The organism is Paraburkholderia bannensis NBRC 103871, from assembly GCF_000685015.1.
Taxonomy (GTDB): domain Bacteria; phylum Pseudomonadota; class Gammaproteobacteria; order Burkholderiales; family Burkholderiaceae; genus Paraburkholderia; species Paraburkholderia bannensis.
On the sequence record NZ_BAYA01000006.1, the window covers coordinates 261141 to 278093 of the forward strand.

Genomic DNA, 16953 nt, shown 5'->3' on the forward strand with positions numbered 1-16953 from the left:
GCCCTCGGGCGGCCTTTCCGTTACTTCCCTTGCGTCATTTCGATGCCTGAAAAAAGCAGTCAAGCGCGTCATGACGCCTGCGCGACGCCCCCATAACGCCCGCCGAAGAACACCAGCGGCGCGCGCTCGTCGAGCGAGAAAGCCAGCACCTCGCCCACGAACAGCGTGTGGTCGCCGCACGCGTGCCGGTCGCTCATGCGCAACGCGAAACGCGCGACCGCGCGTTCGAGCAGCACGACGCCTTGCAGGCCGTCGACTTCCGTGAAGCGCGGCGCGAGCCAGCTTTGCGGCTCACCGGCGAAGTGACGGCTATGCGGCTCCTGCTCGTCGGAGAGCACGCTCACGCCGAAGCGCTCGGTGCTCATCAGACGATCGTGCATGCGCGCGCGATGGCCCACCGACACCACCACGAGCGGCGGGCGCAGCGAGCCCGACATGAACGCGTTGGCCGTCATCGCATGCAGCGAGTCGCCGCTGCCCGTCGAGATCACCACCACGCCCGTCGCGAAGCGACCGAGCGCCGTGCGCAGACGCCGCTCGTCGAACAGCGGCGGCGCGGCCTCCGCACGCGGTTGTTCCGGCGCCACCGCTTCGTTCAACGCGAGTGAGCGTGCATTCATGGTTGTTCTCCTTCCAGACGCTACCAGGCACAAGCCGGTCTCAGCGCACCTTGCGTGCGATGAAATGCAGCCACCATGCGTCGCTCGTCGTCTGCTCGCGGGCGATCAGGTCGCCTTCGCAGCTGCCATAGACCGCCTCCACCTCGAAGCCCATGGCTTCCAGTTGGCGACGCTGCTCGGGCAACGTGGTGTAGACGATCACAATGCCGAAGTAATGCGCGGCGGCCGTGCGGATCGAATAGCCCTCGTAATCGCGATGCAGCCGCGCATTGCGCCGATAGTTCCAGATCGCCAGCGGCATCAGGCGCGCGGCGCGCAGCGTGCGCCAGCCAAAACGCAGCGGGTTCACGCACGGGCGCGGCAGCAGTTGCCAGGGCGTTTCGTCGAAGCCGGGGCCGCCGCGATTGTGCGACGAGAACAGCACGAGGCCGCCGGGGCGCGTCACGCGGTGCATTTCGCGCAGGATCCGCTCGCGGTCGGCGTATTCGACGCAATCGATGCCGTTCCAGCTGAACGCCGTGAGCGCGTAGTGGTCGTCGGGCAGCGCCGACATGTCGCGCGCATCCATATGGCGCAGGTCGACGCCCGGGAAGCGCGCGCGCGACTTTTCCAGCAGCACGGCGGTGTAGTCGATGCCCGTATAGTCAGACGACATCTGCATCATGAGCGGCACGGTACGGCCTGCGCCTATACCGATATCGAGCAAGGGCTGGCCGCGGCATTCGCTCGCGATGCGCGCAAACGCCGCTTGCTCGCCTGCGTCAGTCCATGCCTTCTCTAGTGTGAATTCGCGGAACGCGTCGCGCGTCGTCCACGCTCGCTGGTTGACCTGATCAAGCGGCAGATGCATGTCCATTACGCCCCTCCAGTGAGGTACGGAAAACCCTGGGTCGCGTATCGGCCGAAGCGGCGCGTGCGCGAGCGGAACGAGTCAAGCGGCGTGTGCGAGTCCTGTTGGTGCGGCCGACCTCTTGCGCGCGTGCTGCGGGTTGCGCGCCGGGCGGCCTGCGGTGCGGCGCACAAGGCGCTCGCGGCCCGTGGCGGCGGGCATGGCGCTCATTAGATCGCAGCGCCCTCGCTGCATCTGTACGGGCGCACACACACTTTCGGGGCGCTTTGAGCGCAATCTCACGTTCGTCGGCAATGCCCTCGCAACGATCGCGGCCAGCACGCACAGCGCGTGGCGAAACCGCTCCTGGGTGCGCTGCCGCACGGACGCTCACACGCGGTATTCCGTTAAATACGGGCAACTGCCGCGTGACTCACGTACTGGCATGGACCGTCGAAACCGCGCACGAACCGAGGCGCTATTCACATGAGGGGGCACTTTTCCATGAAAAACGCACTGCGACGCATTCTTTCCGAATCGGCCCGTCTCGATGTGCCGGCCGACACGCTGGCCGACGACGCCGATCTCTACGCCGCGGGCCTTTCTTCGCTGGCGACCGTGCACTTGATGCTCGCGATCGAAGACGAATTCGGGATCGAAATTCCCGACCGCATGCTCACGCGCCGTCTCTTTTCGAGCATCGACTCGCTTGCTGCCGCCGTGACCGAGCTGCAACAGGCGAAGGCGGCAGCATGAACGCCCCGCTCACCGACGCAGCCGTCGAACCGGAACGTCGTGCACTTGCCGAAGCCGCCAGCGCAGATGCTGCGGATTCCCAGGTAATCGACGCGGTCGATACCGCCGCGAGCTGGCGCGAAGCCGCGCAGCGCGTCGCCGTGATCGCCGCACAACACGCCGATCACGTCGATCGCAACGCGCGCTTTCCGGTCGAAGCCTTCGACGCGCTCAAGAGCGAACGCCTGCTCTCCGTGATGGTGCCGCCGCGCTTTGGCGGCCCGGGCCTCTCGCTCGCGGAACTCGCGACACTGTGCGAGACGCTCGCGCACGGCTGCGCGTCCACCGCGATGATCTACGCGATGCACCAGATCCAGGTGGCCTGCATCCTGGAGCACGGCGCCGACATGCCCTGGCATCAGCATGTGCTCGCGCAGCTTGTCGAGCAGCAATGGCTGCTGGCATCGGCGACGTCCGAGGAAAACATCGGCGGCAGCATGCGCACGAGCGCCTGCGCGGTCGACGTCCAGGAAGGCCGCTTTCACATCGAAAAGATGGCGCCGACGATCTCCTACGGCGCGCACGCGGACGGCATTCTCGTCACCGCGCGGCGCACCGCCGAGTCGCCCGCCTCCGACCAGGTGCTGATCGTCACGCTGCTCGGCGACCTCGAACTGGAAAAGCGCGGCACGTGGGACTCGATGGGCATGCGCGGCACCTGCAGCGAAGGCTTCCGGCTCGTCGCCGCAGGCGGCGCGGAACAGATCCTGCCCACGCCTTTCGCCGAAATCGCCGACCAGACCATGCTGCCCGTCTCGCACACGCTGTGGGCCGCCGTGTGGACGGGCGTCGCAAGCGACGCGGTGAATCGCGCCAAGGCGTTCTTCCGCGCCCAGGCGCGCGCCAAGCCCGGTTCGGTGCCGCCCGCGGGCATGCGTCTGGCCGAAGCGGTCGGCCTGCTGCAGATGATGCAGGCGCGCCTGAAGGTGGCGCTCGACGCCGCGCACGCCGCGCATCTCGCACGCGCAGCAGGCTGCGACGCCGACACACCGCTGTCCGCCCAGCTGCACTACGCGTCGGACATGAACACGCTCAAGACCAGCATTTCGGCGACGGCGCTGCTCGTCGTCCAGGAAGTGCTGATGATCTGCGGCATGGCCGGCTACAAGAACGGCACCGAATACAGCGTGGGCCGCCACCTGCGCGACCTGCACTCGGCGCCGCTCATGATCAACAACGACCGCATTGCCCAGAACACCGCGAGCCTCCTGCTCGCGCAGCGGCCGACCGGCCCGGGGAGAGCCTGACATGAACACGATGACCGAAACCGCCGCGCTGCAAGCCGCGACGTCGACCGACGCGCCCGCTCCGAGCTTTCGCGACGAGCTGATCGCCAGCGGCCTGTTGATCGACACCGGCGAAAACGGCCTCTATGGCCGCAGCCAGGTGTTCGAGGACGTAGTCGATCGCCTGAACGTGGCGATCACGCACCTGGGCGCCGATCAGGATCCCGAAGTGCTGCGCTTTCCGCCCGCGATGCGCCGCACCGACTTCGAGGACAGCGAGTACCTGAAGAACTTCCCGCAACTGGCCGGCACGATCCATTCGTTCTGCGGCAACGAGTCGGGCCAGATGCGCCTGTTGCGCTGCCTCGACGACGCCATGGAAAAGAGCGACGACGACCGCGACACCGCCTGGATGGAGCAGCAAAAGCCCACCCGCGTGGTGCTGACCCCGGCGGCCTGCTATCCGATCTATCCGGTCATGGCGCGGCGCGGCCCGCTGCCCGCGAACGGCCGCACCATCGACGTGCTCTCGTACTGCTTCCGTCACGAGCCGTCGCTCGACCCGGCGCGCATGCAGATGTTCCGCCAGCGCGAGTATGTGCGCCTGGGCAACCCCGAGCAGGTGATGGCGTTCCGCCAGATGTGGATCGATCGCGGCTCGCTGCTGGTGTCGCTGCTCGCGCTGCCGGTCGACGTCGATCTCGCCAACGACCCGTTCTTCGGGCGCGGCGGCAAGATCGTCGCGGACAGCCAGCGCGCCCAGGCGCTCAAGTTCGAACTGCTGATCCCCGTGGCGAATCCCGATAGCAAGACGGCATGCCTGTCGTTCAACTATCACATGGATCACTTCGGCGGCATCTGGAAGATCGAATGCGAGGACGGCACGACTGCGCATACGGGTTGCGTCGGCTTCGGCATGGAGCGCATCACGCTCGCGCTGTTCCGCCATCACGGACTCGACGTCGCCGCCTGGCCCGACGACGTGCGCGCGCTGCTGTGGGGCGACACCCAGGCGCGCATCCAGCGCGGCCTCGCGGAGACGGGTGTATGAACGCGCCCACCGCCAACGCCGCGGTGACCGAAGTGGGAACCGAGGCCAGAACCGCGGCCGCCCCACGCGAGCACGCATCGCACGCGCTGCACCAGGGCGAGCGCGTGTGGGTCGAAACCAACTGCTACGTCGATCTGTGGATCGAGCTGCTGCACGGCATGGGTTTCGATCCGCGCGCGGCGCTCGCCTTCACGGTGACGCAGGACTTTGAGGGCGATCAGTTCACGTTCTTCAAGTTCCCGCTCGAAGATATCGAGCGGCTCTACGGCACCCAGGTGACGGAGCTGGCGATCTACGACTCGCTCGAAGACCGCGTGCTTGCGCAGACGCAGCGCGGACACACCGTGCTCGTCGAAGTGGACGGCTTCTACCTGCCGAACACGCGCGCGACCTCGTACCGCCGCGAGCATCCGAAGACCAGCGTGGGGATCGATTTCATCGACCCGGCGGGCAAGCGGCTCGGCTATTTCCACAACACGGGCTATCACACGCTCGACGGCGAGGACTACGACGGCGTGTTCCGCAAGCTGCCGCACTTCGCCGGTCAGGCCGACCTGCTCTACCCGTATGCGGAATTCGCCAAGCGCGTGCGGGCGCCGCTAGAAGGCGAGGCGCTCGCGCACGGTTCCGCCGAATTGTTGCGCGCGCATCTTCTGCGGCGGCCCGCGCGCAATCCGGTCACGGAATGGCGCACGGCGTTTCCCGCCCAGCTCGACATGCTGCTCGAACGCGGCGAACGCTTCTTCCATCCGTACTCGTTCAACCTGATGCGGCAGCTTGGCGCGAACTTCGAGTTCCTGTCGAAGTACCTGCTGTGGCTCGACGCGAACGGTGTGGCGATCCCGCACGAGATCGCCGAGGCCGCGCAGAAGGTGGCGTCCGAGGCGATGGTGATGCAGTTCCGCCTCGTGCGTGCGATGGCGCGCAATCGCCGCGACACCTGCGACGACTGCTTCGACGTGCTGGAGGCGAACTACGCGCAGACGCTGGAGCCGCTGGCCGCATTGATGCTTTGAACTGCGTCTTGAAGTTGCCTGACTAAAAAAGTCCGCCGGGGGACAACGCGTGCGAAATCTGCCCAACGATTCGAACGAACTGGGCGCGGACGTGCCGCAAGGCGCGCCCGCGTCTGTCCCTGCCTGCTTGCAGGCTGGCGACGATCTGTGGCCCGCGCCGCTCGACGCGCAGTGGCGTTGCGTGTCGACGCTTGCAGGCGCGTGCGACCTGCCATCGGCGCTGGATGCTTGCACGAACGCGGCCGACTGGCTCGACGCGCCAGTGCCCGGCACGGTCGCATCGGCCTTGCGCGCGGCGGGCAAGCTCGATATCGAACACGCGCCGCCCCTCGCCTCCCAGGATCACTGGTATCGCACGACGCTCGACGGCGTCGGCACGCGACGACTGCGGCTGCACGGTCTCGCGTCGATCGCCGAAGTCTGGCTCGACGACACACTGCTGCTCGAATCTGCGTCGATGTTCGTCGCGCACAACCTCGAATTCGAATTGCACGGCACGGCCACGCTCGCGCTGTGCTTCCGCTCGCTGGACGCCGCGCTCGGTGCGCGGCGCACGCGGGCGCGCTGGCGTCCGCGGCTGGTCTCGCCGCCAGCGTTGCGCAACGTGCGCACCACGCTGCTTGGCCATATGCCGGGCTGGTGCCCGTCCGTGCACGCGGCGGGGCCGTGGCGGCCCATCGAGGTGCTCAGCGATGCGCCCGACGCTTTCGATCACGCCGATATCGCCACGACGATGGACGGCGACGACGGCATCGTCGATGTGACGCTGCGATTCGTGCACGCGCACGACGGCACGCAGCCCGCGACGCTGCATTGCTCGGGCGCGGAAGTCTCGCTCGCCTGGCAAGACGCGCAGACATTGCGCGGCACGCTGCGCGTGCCCAAGGTCGAACGCTGGTGGCCGCATACGCATGGCTCCCCCACGCGTCATGCTTTGACGTTGCGACTGGCGCAGCGTGAAATCGCGCTCGGCGAGGTGGGCTTTCGCAGCCTGGAGGTCGATCGCGGCGCCGACGGCGCGGGCTTCGCGCTGCGCATCAACGGCACGCCGGTGTTCTGTCGGGGCGCCTGCTGGACGAGCGCCGATCTCGTCACGCTCGCGGGCAGCGAGGCGCAGCTTGCGCACACCTTCGCGCTCGCGCGCGACGCGGGCATGAACATGATCCGCGTGGGCGGCACCATGGTCTATGAGTCGGACGCGTTCTATCGGCTCGCCGACGCTTACGGCGTACTCGTGTGGCAGGACTTCGCGTTTGCCAATTTCGATTACCCGACCGATGCGGCCTTTACCGCCGAAGTCGAAACCGAGGCCACGCAGTTCCTCGCGCGCACGCGCCGTTATGCGGCGCTTGCCGTGGTCTGCGGCGGCAGCGAAGCCGACCAGCAAGGCGCGATGTTCGGCCTGCCGCCCGAGATGCGCGAGCAGGCGCTGTTCACGCAGCAGCTGCCCGCCATCGTCGCGCGCGAGCGGCCCGACGTGGCGTATGTGACAAACTCGCCGTCGGGGGGCACCTGGCCGTTTTCGACGCGCACGGGCGTCACGCACTACTACGGCGTGAGCGCGTATCAGCGCCCGCTCGACGACGTGCGCCGCTCGCAGGTGCGCTTTGCTTCGGAGTGCCTTGCATTCGCCAACGTGCCCGACGACGCGACGCTGCACGATGCGCTCGGCACGATCCACGCGCACGATCCGCGCTGGAAAAACGCGGTGCCGCGCGATCCGGGCGCGGGCTGGGATTTCGACGACGTGCGCGATCATTACGTGCGTACGCTATTCGGCGTCGAACCGTCGAGCGTGCGCTACGAAGATCCGCAGCGCTATCTGGACTTGTCGCGCGCCGTGGTCGCCGAACTGATGATCGACGTATTCTCCGAATGGCGCCGCGCCGGATCGTCGTGCGGCGGCGGCCTTGTGTGGCAACTGCAGGATCTGCGCGCGGGTGCGGGCTGGGGCGTGATCGACGCATGCGGGCGGCCCAAGAGCGCGTGGCATGCGCTCGCGCAGGTGCTGAACCCAGTGCAGGCCGTCATCACCGATGAAGGGCTCAACGGCCTCGACATTCATCTGGTCAACGAGCGCGACCAGGCGCTAGCGTTGCAGCTCGAACTCGTCTGCCTGCGCGACGGCGCGGTGAGCGTCGTGCACGCGTCGCGCGAAGTCGAACTCGCGCCGCGCAGCGTGCAGCGTGTGAGCGCCGCCGACCTGCTCGGACGCTTCTTCGATTTCACGCACGCGTATCGCTTCGGGCCGCGCACGCACGACGTCACGCTCGTCACGCTGCGCGACCCCGCAAGCGGCGCGGTGATCTCCGAGGCCTTCCACCTGCCCGAACGGCGCGCGCTGGAGCGGCACGACCTGGGCATCGTGGCGACGCCGCAGCGCGCCGAACACGGCTGGCAACTGGTGGTGGAGGCGCGCCGCTTTGCGCGCGGCGTGCATATCGCCGATGCGCACTATCGCGCGCGCCGCGACTGGTTCCCGCTCGCGCCGGGGCGGCCTGTCACGATCGATCTGGTTCCACTCGATGCAGACGCCGATATCGACACGCGCGCGCCCGACGGCGAGGTACGCGCGATCAATGCGTCAGCGGCGACGTTCTATCGTTGAAGGCATTTTCCGGATTGCAAAAAAAGCCGCCCGTTTCGACGGGCGGTTTTGCTTTGCGCGGCGGTGGTGTCAGCTACGCGCCGGTGAGCCGATGCGCGTCACGGCAGGTGCACCCGTGAGCGGCAGGGTCATCGCATTCGCGCGGGTCTGCGCCGACGCCGGGGCAGCGACGGCTTCGCGCATCGACTCCGCGCCCAGCCACGCTTCGAAATCGGCGATCACCGCATTGCGCGCCTCGCGCGTGAAAAGCGCATGATCGAGGCCCGGCAAGGTCAGCGCGTGCACGTTCGGCACGGCCTTGAGCGCGGCAAGCGACGCCCCCAGTTGCAGCTTCGCTTCTTCGAGCCCGCTGTCGTATTCGCCGTACACGAGGCGTAGTTGCACCTGCTTCGCGTCGATGGCGTGCAGCAGCACGCAGGCCTCGTTGGCCGCCACGGGACGTCCCATGCCGCGCGCGACGGCCTGCGTGGCCGAGCGCAACGCGCGGCGCGCAATGCGTTTGGCGAGCACGGCGGCGATGCGCAACGGACTGCTATCGGTCTGGCCGCGCAAGGCGCGTTTCCATTTGTCGGCGCTCAGGACGGCGCGCAGGTAGGTCTTCGACGACACCATGCGCTGCTCGCCAGGCGAGCGCGCCGCGCCGTCCCAGGTGAACTTCTGGAGATTCACGCCATACGCGGCGACGATGTTCGGGTGCACACCGCTTACATGCAGGCTCACGAACGCGCCGCCGCATACGCCGAACGCCGCAATCCGGGCGTGGCCGCGCGCGGCGAGCCAGTCCGCGCCGCTGGCCGCGTCGTCGCGCAGCGCCGTCGAATAGAGCACGTCGAGATTGACCTCGGGCGCGCTCGGCTGCGCATCGCCCAGGCCGCCGATATCCATGCGCAGCGACGCGATCCCCTGCTGCGCGAGCCGCCGCGCGAGCAGCACGGCAATGCGTCCGTCGCCGATGTGGTGCGCCGCGCCCGTGTTGATGAGCAGCACGGCGGGCGCGCCTGGCTGCGGCGTATCGGGTTCGCAATGCATGCCGAAGCAATGGCCGAAGCTGACGGGCCGCTCCGTCGCGCCGTGGCGATCGAGGCGCAGATAAGGCTGTGCGTCGGGCGATGCAGCGGGCGATGCAGCGGCCTGGCTCTTCGGCGCACGTTCCAGGTCTTGCGCGAGCCACGCGCTCACGTGCGCGAAAGCGTCGACTGGCTCCTCGCTATACAGCGCTTCGAGAAAAAAGCGATCCGATTCCTCGAAGCCGCTTTGTTCGACCTGTGCGCCGAGCGACGCATAGTGCGCCGCCAGCGACGCCGCGAGATTCGAGCCGCTCGAATCGAGCAGCAGCACGCGGCGCGCCGGTGCAGCTTTCGCGCGCATCAGGTCGAGCCCCGACAGCACGGCGATATCGTCGCCATGCAGGCCGAAGCCGAACGCCTCGACATAGGCCGCGTCGTCGGCGATCGGCACGGCGCCCATGCCCGCCGACGTGCTCAGCCAGCCTTGCCGATGGGCGCGCAGTTCGCGGATATAGCGGCGGCCCGTCACCGGCGGCGCCAGCAGCACGAGGTCGTCGACGCCCTCGCCCGACGCGCCGATACGTTGCGCGGCGACGGCGGCCAGCGTCGCGCCCAGCCGCAGGCCCACGAGCGCAACGCGCGTGACGCCCTTGAACGCGCGCAGATGGCGCACGGCCGCGCCGATGCTGTCGAGCCACGCTTCCACACGGCCCGGATCGTCTTCCATGCCGGCGGCGTCGCCGGTGCCCGGATAGTCGAAGCGCAATGCCGGCAGCCCGGCGGCGGCCAGGCGCTCGGCCAGTTTGCGCCAGCCGCGATGCGTGCAGAGCGCGTCATAGCCGAACGGATTGCAGAGCACGACCCCTGTGCTGCCGTCAGCGGGATGCAGCCAGCCGAACGCGCCTTCGAAAACGACAGGTTTCATGGAATGCCTCTTTGCTCAAGGGTCGGCTCGGGGCGAGCGCTGTGCCGGGACATGCGGCCGCCAGATACAGCGGAAATGCAACGTAAGGGAAATTTAATTTCAAGCCCCGCGCCGCTCCGTGCGCCGTCGCACAAACGCCCCCGCTTCGCGCGTCCAGAATGGGGGCACGCGTCGTTGGCGCGCACGCGACCCGTATGTCCCGATCGCCTGTTCAGATCGACTGCGATGCGCCGCGCCGCCACGCACAGGACCGCACGACCATAACAGCGCGACCCGATCGCGCCCAGCACCGCGCCCACGGCGCGATGGACGCATCATGACCGCCAGGCCCAGCCTCAAACGCAGCGCCACGTTCAACCTCGTCGGCAGCCTCCTGCCGATGCTGGTCGCGCTCGTCACCACGCCCATCTACCTCCAGCACATTGGCGCCGCGCGCTACGGCGTGCTTGCGATCGTCTGGATGGTGCAGGGCTATTTCGGCTTTCTCGATCTGGGCCTGTCTTCCGCGACGTCCAACCGCGTCGCGCAGCTCTCCGAAGCCACCCACGCCGAGCGCGAATCGGTGCTGTGGACGGCGCTGGTCGTGAACGCCGCGCTTGGCGTCACGGGCGGCGTGCTGCTTTACGGCCTGCTGCAAGTGCTGATCGGCCACTTCGACATGGGCCCGGCGCTCGCCGCCGAACTGATGCCTGCGCTGCCCGTCGTGGCCTGCCTCGTGCCGCTGTCGAATCTCATCAGCGTGTTCAACGGCGCGATGATCGGGCGCGAGCGCTTCGGCGCACTCAATGCGGTGCAAATGCCCGTCACGCTGCTCTATCAGCTCGTCCCGCTGGGCGCGGCGCTGCTGTTCGGGCCGAGCCTGCGCCATCTCGTGTACGGCACGCTGGTGGCGGGCATGGCCGCGCTCGCGCTGAACGCGGTGGTGGTCTGGCGCATTTTTCCGCTGCGTTTCGCGGGCGGCCCGCGCCGCGCGCTGGTGAGCAAGCTGATGTCGTACGGCGCGTGGATCAGCGTGACGAGCCTCGCGCAGCCGCTGCTGGAGACCGCCGACCGTCTCATGATCGGCAGCGCGCTCGGGCCGCAGGCCGTCACCTGGTATCAGGTGCCGTTCAATCTGGCCGGGCGCGTGAAACTGCTGCCGAGCGTGCTCACGCGCACGCTGTTTCCGCGGCTGTCCTCGCTCGATGCGGCGCACGCCGCGGAACTCTCCGCCAGCACGATTCGCGGCCTCGCCGCCGCGCTCACGCCGATGACCGTGTTCGGCATGTTCCTCATGCATCCGTTTCTCACGCTCTGGGTCGGCCAGGAATTCACGTCTCACGCGGCGTCGGTGGGCGAAACGATCCTGCTGGGCATCTGGATCAACTCCCTCGCATCGATCGCGGCGTGCCATTTGCAGGCCACCGGGCGTCCAGGGATCGTCGCGCGCTTCCAGGCCTATGAGATGCTGCCGTTCTTCGCGCTGCTGTGGTGGGCGATGCACAGCTTCGGCGTGCTGGGCGCGGCGCTGGCGTGGAGCGCGCGCTGCTTGCTCGACGGCGTGCTGCTGTTTCATGCCGCGAAGCTCGACGCCCGCCCTGCCCGTCCTCTGCTCGCTCCTGCGCTGATCGTCGCCCTGGCGTATGTCGCAACGCTGCTGTTCGCCCCCCTCAGCTGGCCCTTTATCGCGGCGTGGATCGGCATGACGGCGGTCTCGCTTGGGTGGACGGCGCGCAGCGAACCGCAGGCGTTCGCGCGGGTCGTCGGCGCGCTGGCCTCGCTGCGCAACGTCACGCGGCGCTGGGCACAAGGAAACTGAACGTGAACGGCACGACTTTCCGTTGGGCCATGGCCCTATCGTTCGGCATGCTGATGATTGGTTCGATTGCCTCGATTGGTTCGCCGTTGGCGCACGCTCAGGCGCCGTCCAATGCGCAGCCGCTGCGCTCGGATGCCTTCCTCGACAGCATCGCCGTGAACACCCACATCGACTACACCGATGGCGCCTATGCCGACGTGCGCAAGGTAGCCGCCGATCTGGCGTGGATCGGCGTACGGCACGTGCGCGAAGGCACGCCGGGAACATCGGCGCCGTTGTCGAGCTATGTCTGGCTCGCGCAGCAGGGCGTGAAGTTCAGTTTCGTGATCCGCCCCGACGTCGCGGATTCGCTGCTTCAGCTTGAGCGTTTCGATGCCGCCGCGCCCCGCAGCGTCGCCGCCGTGGAAGGCTTCAACGAGATCAACAACTTTCCGGTGCACTACAACGGGCTCACCGGCGAGCCGGCGGGCTTCGCCGCGCAGCAGGCGATCTATCAGCATGTGCACGGCAACGCGCGCTTCGCGAACGTGCCCGTGTACGACCTGACGGGCTACGACGTCGCGCATGTGAGCACGCGCGCGGGCGCCGCCGATTACGCGAACCAGCATGTCTATCCGCAAAACGGCGAGCAACCGGCGTGGAATGCCAACGGCGACAAGTGGTTCGCGTGGAGCCTCGATGGCCTGCGTAAATTCGGGCTGCCGCTCGTGGTGACGGAGTTCGGCTATTTCACCATTGCCCAGGCGGGCTGGGTGCGCATCGGCGTGGACGAGCCGAGCCAGGCCAAGGGCGTGCTCAACGGACTCTTCGATGCCGCAAGCCTGGGCGTGACGCGCACCTATATCTACGAATTGCTCGACGAAAAACCCGATCCACAGAATGCGAACGGCGAGATGCACTTCGGCCTGTTCCGCAACGACCACACGCCCAAGCCCGCCGCAAGCACGATCCGCAACCTCACGGCGATCCTGCGGGCCGCGTCGGCAGGATCGCCGACGAATGATTCGCCATCCTACGCATTGCGCGGCATGCCGGAGTCCGCGCGCAGCCTGCTGCTCGCCGGAGGCAATGGCCATTACCTGCTTGCGCTCTGGAACGAAGTGCCCTTCTGGGATCGCGCGACCGGCAAGCCGCTGAACGCGGGCAGCGTGAAGGTGCAGGTGGAGTTCGAGCATGCGATGCGCAGCGCCGCGCTTTACGATCCGACGGTTTCCGCCGATCCGCAAATGCACGTCGATGCGCCGCTGAAGATGACACTGGATGTGCCGGATCACGTGATCCTGCTCGACGTGATGTCGAGCCCGAAGCCCGGCGGTTGAACTCCCCGCTGCCGAGTTCGGTTACTTGCCCTTCACGAGATTGCGCACCGCAAAGAACGGCCGGTACACGCACGGACACGCGGCGTAGAGGAACATGCGCAGCTTGAAGCCCATCTTGACGCCCTTCGTGCCCAGCAGCAAAGCGAGCTTCGCGCCAATCCCCTTGTTCGCGAACACGTCACGCGCGTAATGCTCGCGCGCGAGCTTGGGCACGAGCAGCGCGCGCATTTTGTCTGCGACGCCTGCGATCTGCGCGTCGCGCTGGAACTGCTCCGATTCGGCGAGTCCGAACGCGGTCGTGAGCTTCACGCGTGCGATGAACTGCTCGACCGTGCGAAAGCGCTTCTTGCCCGACAGGCCGCCGCGCCGGTAACGCACGAGCGGCTCGCGAAGGCTGTAAGCGCCGCCCGTCATCACGGCGCGGAACGTCATGATCTGGTCTTCGGCCATCGCGCCGGGCAGCATCGGCCCGAAGCGCTCGAACAGGCGTCGCGACCACGCGTGCGACGCGCCCACGACCCACGGACGCTCGCGCTCCCAATCGTCGAAGTGGCGGTACTGGCCGAGATCGGTCGGCGCAATACGGCCCGCGTCCGGCGAGGCGCTGTCGATCTCCACGAGATCGGAGGCGATCAGGTCAACGCGGCGCTCCAGCGTATTCCAGCACTCGACGAGGCGCGCACAGCGCTCGGGCACCGAGATGTCGTCGCCCGCCGTCACGACCAGCAGTTCGCCGTGGCTCATCGCCGCGAGTTGCGAGAGATGCGCCGTGATGCCCGCGTTGCGTTCGTTGCGGTTGAGCACGAGCCGATGCGGGCCGCGGTAGTCGCGCGTGGCGGCTTCGACGGCGGCCCAGGTGGCGTCCGTCGAGCAGTCGTCGGAGATCAGGATTTCGAGCGGCGAATACGTCTGCGCGAGCGCGCCAGCGATGGCGTCGGCGATCACACCGGCCTGGTTGTAGGTGATCAGCAGCATCGACACGAGCGGCCGCGCAGCCTCGTGGGCGGCCTGCCCTTCGCGTGTCGCCTGGTCGGCGGGTTCGTTATCCTGATTCATCGGCTCTGAAATGTGCGCGCCACGCAGGCTGCGGCACATGGAACGTGTGAGTTGGCGCAGCCGTCAAGGCCAGTCTGGCGATGCTCGCGACAGGCGCATGACGATACGCATGACGCTGCGGGCGGCCATACTATCATGCGGGCCTGGCGGCTCCGAGGCGATGCCGGAAACTTCCTGCTGTCCAATCATTTCCGGCGCGGTGTCGGCATACATCAATTGCGCATCGATTGCACATCAAGCGCATATCGAACGCATATCGAACGCACACCTGGCACGTCGCGCCGCCTTTGTATAATCCCGCATTCTCCTTTTGCGCCCTGCGTTTACCTTTCATGCTTAGTTTCGCACTTGGCTTCATCGTCTCACTGCTGGTCACGCTGCTGATCGTGCGTTATGCGCATCTGCATGAAAGGTTTTCCGTCGACTCGGATCTCGAAGGCGTGCAGAAATTTCACGCGCGTCCCGTGCCGCGCATCGGCGGAACCGGCATCCTGGCGGGGCTGATCGTCGCCGCTGCGCAGCTGCATGGCGCGTACCCGGCAGTTTCGGGCGGCATTCTGGGCATTGTCGCGTGCGGGCTGCCCGCGTTCGCCTCGGGGCTCGTCGAAGACCTGACCAAGAAGGTCTCGCCGCTCGCGCGCCTGATCTGCACCATGGCCGCCGCCGCGCTCGCGTATTTCCTGCTGGGCATCGCGGTCACGCGCATCAGCGTGCCGCCGCTCGATTTCCTGCTCTCCTACGCGGCGATTTCGTGCGTCATCACCGTGCTCGCGGTCGCAGCGCTCGCCAATGCCGTCAATATCATCGACGGCTTCAACGGCCTGGCCTCGATGGTCGCGTTCATGATGTTCGCCTCGCTCGCCTACGTGGCGTTCCAGGTGCACGATCCGGTGGTGCTCTCGGCGTCGTTCATCATGATGGGCGCGGTGCTCGGCTTCTTCATGTGGAATTTCCCGGCCGGGCTGATTTTCCTCGGTGACGGCGGCGCGTACTTCATCGGCTTCATGCTGGCCGAACTGTCGATCCTGCTGGTGATGCGCAATCGCGATGTCTCGGCCTGGTATCCGGTGCTGCTGTTCATGTACCCGATCTTCGAGACCTGTTTTTCGATCTACCGGAAGAAGTTCGTGCGCGGCATGTCGCCCGGCATTCCCGACGGCGTGCATCTGCACATGCTCGTCTACAAGCGCTTGATGCGCTGGGCGGTCGGCGCGCGCACCGCGCGTGAGCTGACGCGCCGCAATTCGCTGACGTCGCCGTATCTGTGGCTGCTGTGCCTCGTCGCCGTGATTCCGGCCACGCTGTTCTGGCGCCACACGCTGCATCTGTTCTGCTTCGTGGTGGTGTTCGCGCTCACTTACGTGTGGCTCTACGTGAGCATCGTGCGCTTCCGTTCGCCGAAGTGGCTGGTGGTGCGCAAGCATCGGCGCACCTGACCGCTCACGTCGGCACGCCGGCGCATGTGGCCCCGGTTCGCGCGTACAATCGCTTCGATGACCGCGCGCGGTGCCGGGCATCATGCGTTGTGTCCGTTGCTGGGGATTCCATCAAAAGGAGAGCCGACATGAGCCACATGAAGCGTTACCTTGCGTTTGCCCTTGCCCTCTTCGCCGTCACGCTGGCCGCGTGCAACACCATTGCGGGCGCGGGCGAAGATATCTCGAAGGGCGGCAACGCCATCACCAATTCGGCGGACAAGGCGAAGTAAGCACTAACCTTTCGCTGCGCCTGACGCCACCAGGGCCGCTCCCGCTCGATTCCTGATCGATGCGCGAGCGGCCCTTCTGCTTCTACCGCTTTGCGCCCCCTTTTATCGAGGGACGCTCGACGCGCTCCCAGGAACAAAGTTCGTGCACCGTGCGCCGGCGTGAGCCGCGAAAGCGCTACCCTTGAGATTCGCGCCGCGCCGCGCGAGTCCACTCATCGCTTCGACCACGGCTTGCGTGATTCGTCAGGCCACGCCGAAGCACCGGCAGGGAGACAAGCATGTCGAAGTCGATCTGGGTCGTCGTCGCCAATCGCGTCACCGCGCGCATCTTTACGACAGAGAATCCGCTGGGCGCCATCGAGGAAATCGAGACGCTGCTGCATCCCGAAAGCCGCGTGCCTGAGCAAAGCCTCGTGAGCGACCGCTCGGGCCGCACCGAGCGCTCCACGGCGGGCCGCCAGTCGAGCGACCCCGATACCGCCCATCACGAGCACCAGTCGACGATCTTCGCCGCGCAGGTCGCGACCACGCTCACGAAGGCGCGCAACGACGGCCGCTACGGCACGCTCGTGCTGGCCGCGCCGCCCGCTTTTCTCGGCGTGCTGCGCAAGGCGCTCGACCCGCAGACGAAGAACCTCGTCACGCTGGAACTCGACAAGGATCTCGCGCTGCTAGACGCCCGGACGTTGCGCACGCACTTCCCCGAGCGGCTGGTGCGCGCGCAGACCTGACGCCCAGTCGTGAGCCTGCGAAATCAGCCTGCAGAATCGGCCCGCGTCAGCCCACAAAATCAGCCCGCCAGATGCGCGATGCAGCTGCGCACGAAGCCGATGGCATGTTCGCCCGCGAGCATGCCCAGCAGGCCGACCAGCGCGATGGTGGGCGGCGCGGGCGACTTGACGTCGAGCACGCTGTAAAGCAGGCCCGCGAGCGCGCCCACGGCCAACGAAACCAGATAAGCCTTCATGGCGGGTTCCCCAGTCTGAATCGCGTTT

The 16953-nt window shown here is 67.1% G+C and carries 15 protein-coding genes; 10 read left to right on the forward strand and 5 right to left on the reverse strand.

Features of this window, described 5'->3' with window-relative positions:
* Positions 1–68: 68 nt before the first annotated feature.
* Complete coding sequence (locus BBA01S_RS12425) at positions 69–620, reverse strand: flavin reductase family protein (protein ID WP_027816735.1); 552 nt, start codon at positions 618–620, stop codon at positions 69–71.
* A 40-nt stretch (positions 621–660) separates the two neighbouring features.
* Positions 661–1476 (reverse strand): class I SAM-dependent methyltransferase, encoded by an 816-nt coding sequence (locus tag BBA01S_RS12430; RefSeq protein WP_027816736.1) that lies wholly within the window; start codon positions 1474–1476, stop codon positions 661–663.
* 477 nt (positions 1477–1953) lie between these two features.
* Between BBA01S_RS12430 and BBA01S_RS12435 the strand changes: the two genes are divergently transcribed.
* The 5 genes from BBA01S_RS12435 (at position 1954) to BBA01S_RS41000 (ending at position 8145) form a co-directional block, all read left to right on the forward strand.
* Entirely contained in the window at positions 1954–2205 is a 252-nt protein-coding gene (locus tag BBA01S_RS12435) for an acyl carrier protein (RefSeq protein ID WP_027816737.1), read from the forward strand.
* The gene (locus BBA01S_RS12440; protein WP_027816738.1) at positions 2202–3491 is read left to right on the forward strand and encodes an acyl-CoA dehydrogenase family protein; all 1290 of its coding nucleotides are present in this window, start codon (positions 2202–2204) and stop codon (positions 3489–3491) included. Before BBA01S_RS12435 ends, BBA01S_RS12440 begins: the two co-directional genes overlap by 4 nt.
* Position 3492: 1 nt before the next feature.
* Positions 3493–4521, forward strand: a complete 1029-nt coding sequence (locus tag BBA01S_RS12445) for an amino acid--[acyl-carrier-protein] ligase (protein WP_027816739.1) — start codon at positions 3493–3495, stop codon at positions 4519–4521.
* Complete coding sequence (locus BBA01S_RS12450) at positions 4518–5537, forward strand: DUF1839 family protein (RefSeq protein ID WP_027816740.1); 1020 nt, start codon at positions 4518–4520, stop codon at positions 5535–5537. Before BBA01S_RS12445 ends, BBA01S_RS12450 begins: the two co-directional genes overlap by 4 nt.
* A 91-nt stretch (positions 5538–5628) precedes the next feature.
* Entirely contained in the window at positions 5629–8145 is a 2517-nt protein-coding gene (locus tag BBA01S_RS41000; protein ID WP_245641492.1) for a glycosyl hydrolase 2 galactose-binding domain-containing protein, read from the forward strand.
* A 69-nt stretch (positions 8146–8214) separates the two neighbouring features.
* Here the strand turns inward: BBA01S_RS41000 and BBA01S_RS41005 are convergent, their stop codons facing one another.
* Positions 8215–10077: an alpha/beta hydrolase family protein gene (locus BBA01S_RS41005; RefSeq protein WP_042296898.1), complete on the reverse strand. Its 1863-nt coding sequence runs from the start codon at positions 10075–10077 to the stop codon at positions 8215–8217.
* Between the two features lie 316 nt (positions 10078–10393).
* On the opposite strand from BBA01S_RS41005, the gene BBA01S_RS41010 reads away from it, so the two are divergent.
* Positions 10394–11875, forward strand: coding sequence for a flippase (locus BBA01S_RS41010; protein ID WP_052391736.1), 1482 nt, complete (start codon positions 10394–10396; stop codon positions 11873–11875).
* A gap of 2 nt (positions 11876–11877) precedes the next feature.
* Positions 11878–13194, forward strand: coding sequence for a glycoside hydrolase 5 family protein (locus BBA01S_RS12470; protein WP_245641487.1), 1317 nt, complete (start codon positions 11878–11880; stop codon positions 13192–13194).
* A gap of 21 nt (positions 13195–13215) precedes the next feature.
* Here BBA01S_RS12470 and BBA01S_RS12475 read toward each other — a convergent pair whose 3' ends face one another.
* Entirely contained in the window at positions 13216–14250 is a 1035-nt protein-coding gene (locus tag BBA01S_RS12475; RefSeq protein WP_027816742.1) for a glycosyltransferase family 2 protein, read from the reverse strand.
* 332 nt (positions 14251–14582) lie between these two features.
* Between BBA01S_RS12475 and BBA01S_RS12485 the strand changes: the two genes are divergently transcribed.
* From BBA01S_RS12485 to BBA01S_RS12495, 3 genes are all read left to right on the forward strand, one after another.
* Complete coding sequence (locus tag BBA01S_RS12485; RefSeq protein ID WP_027816743.1) at positions 14583–15686, forward strand: MraY family glycosyltransferase; 1104 nt, start codon at positions 14583–14585, stop codon at positions 15684–15686.
* A 137-nt stretch (positions 15687–15823) separates the two neighbouring features.
* Positions 15824–15958, forward strand: coding sequence for an entericidin A/B family lipoprotein (locus BBA01S_RS12490; RefSeq protein ID WP_027816744.1), 135 nt, complete (start codon positions 15824–15826; stop codon positions 15956–15958).
* A 278-nt stretch (positions 15959–16236) separates the two neighbouring features.
* Positions 16237–16689, forward strand: coding sequence for a host attachment protein (locus tag BBA01S_RS12495; protein ID WP_027816745.1), 453 nt, complete (start codon positions 16237–16239; stop codon positions 16687–16689).
* A gap of 59 nt (positions 16690–16748) precedes the next feature.
* Here the strand turns inward: BBA01S_RS12495 and BBA01S_RS41015 are convergent, their stop codons facing one another.
* Positions 16749–16925 carry a DUF1427 family protein gene (locus BBA01S_RS41015; RefSeq protein WP_042296900.1) on the reverse strand — a complete coding sequence of 59 codons (177 nt, stop codon included), beginning with the start codon at positions 16923–16925 and terminating at the stop codon, positions 16749–16751.
* Positions 16926–16953: the final 28 nt, after the last annotated feature.

Excerpts from the sequence above, each read along its gene's own strand:
- BBA01S_RS12450 (WP_027816740.1), top strand. The coding sequence starts at position 4,518 with ATGAACGCGCCCACCGCCAACGCCGCGGTGACCGAAGTGGGAACCGAG.
- BBA01S_RS41005 (WP_042296898.1), bottom strand. The coding sequence starts at position 10,077 with ATGAAACCTGTCGTTTTCGAAGGCGCGTTCGGCTGGCTGCATCCCGCT.
- BBA01S_RS12435 (WP_027816737.1), top strand. The coding sequence starts at position 1,954 with ATGAAAAACGCACTGCGACGCATTCTTTCCGAATCGGCCCGTCTCGAT.
- BBA01S_RS41015 (WP_042296900.1), bottom strand. The coding sequence starts at position 16,925 with ATGAAGGCTTATCTGGTTTCGTTGGCCGTGGGCGCGCTCGCGGGCCTG.
- BBA01S_RS12445 (WP_027816739.1), top strand. The coding sequence starts at position 3,493 with ATGAACACGATGACCGAAACCGCCGCGCTGCAAGCCGCGACGTCGACC.
- BBA01S_RS12440 (WP_027816738.1), top strand. The coding sequence starts at position 2,202 with ATGAACGCCCCGCTCACCGACGCAGCCGTCGAACCGGAACGTCGTGCA.
- BBA01S_RS12495 (WP_027816745.1), top strand. The coding sequence starts at position 16,237 with ATGTCGAAGTCGATCTGGGTCGTCGTCGCCAATCGCGTCACCGCGCGC.
- BBA01S_RS12485 (WP_027816743.1), top strand. The coding sequence starts at position 14,583 with ATGCTTAGTTTCGCACTTGGCTTCATCGTCTCACTGCTGGTCACGCTG.
- BBA01S_RS12425 (WP_027816735.1), bottom strand. The coding sequence starts at position 620 with ATGAATGCACGCTCACTCGCGTTGAACGAAGCGGTGGCGCCGGAACAA.
- BBA01S_RS41010 (WP_052391736.1), top strand. The coding sequence starts at position 10,394 with ATGACCGCCAGGCCCAGCCTCAAACGCAGCGCCACGTTCAACCTCGTC.
- BBA01S_RS12430 (WP_027816736.1), bottom strand. The coding sequence starts at position 1,476 with ATGGACATGCATCTGCCGCTTGATCAGGTCAACCAGCGAGCGTGGACG.
- BBA01S_RS12475 (WP_027816742.1), bottom strand. The coding sequence starts at position 14,250 with ATGAATCAGGATAACGAACCCGCCGACCAGGCGACACGCGAAGGGCAG.
- BBA01S_RS12490 (WP_027816744.1), top strand. The coding sequence starts at position 15,824 with ATGAAGCGTTACCTTGCGTTTGCCCTTGCCCTCTTCGCCGTCACGCTG.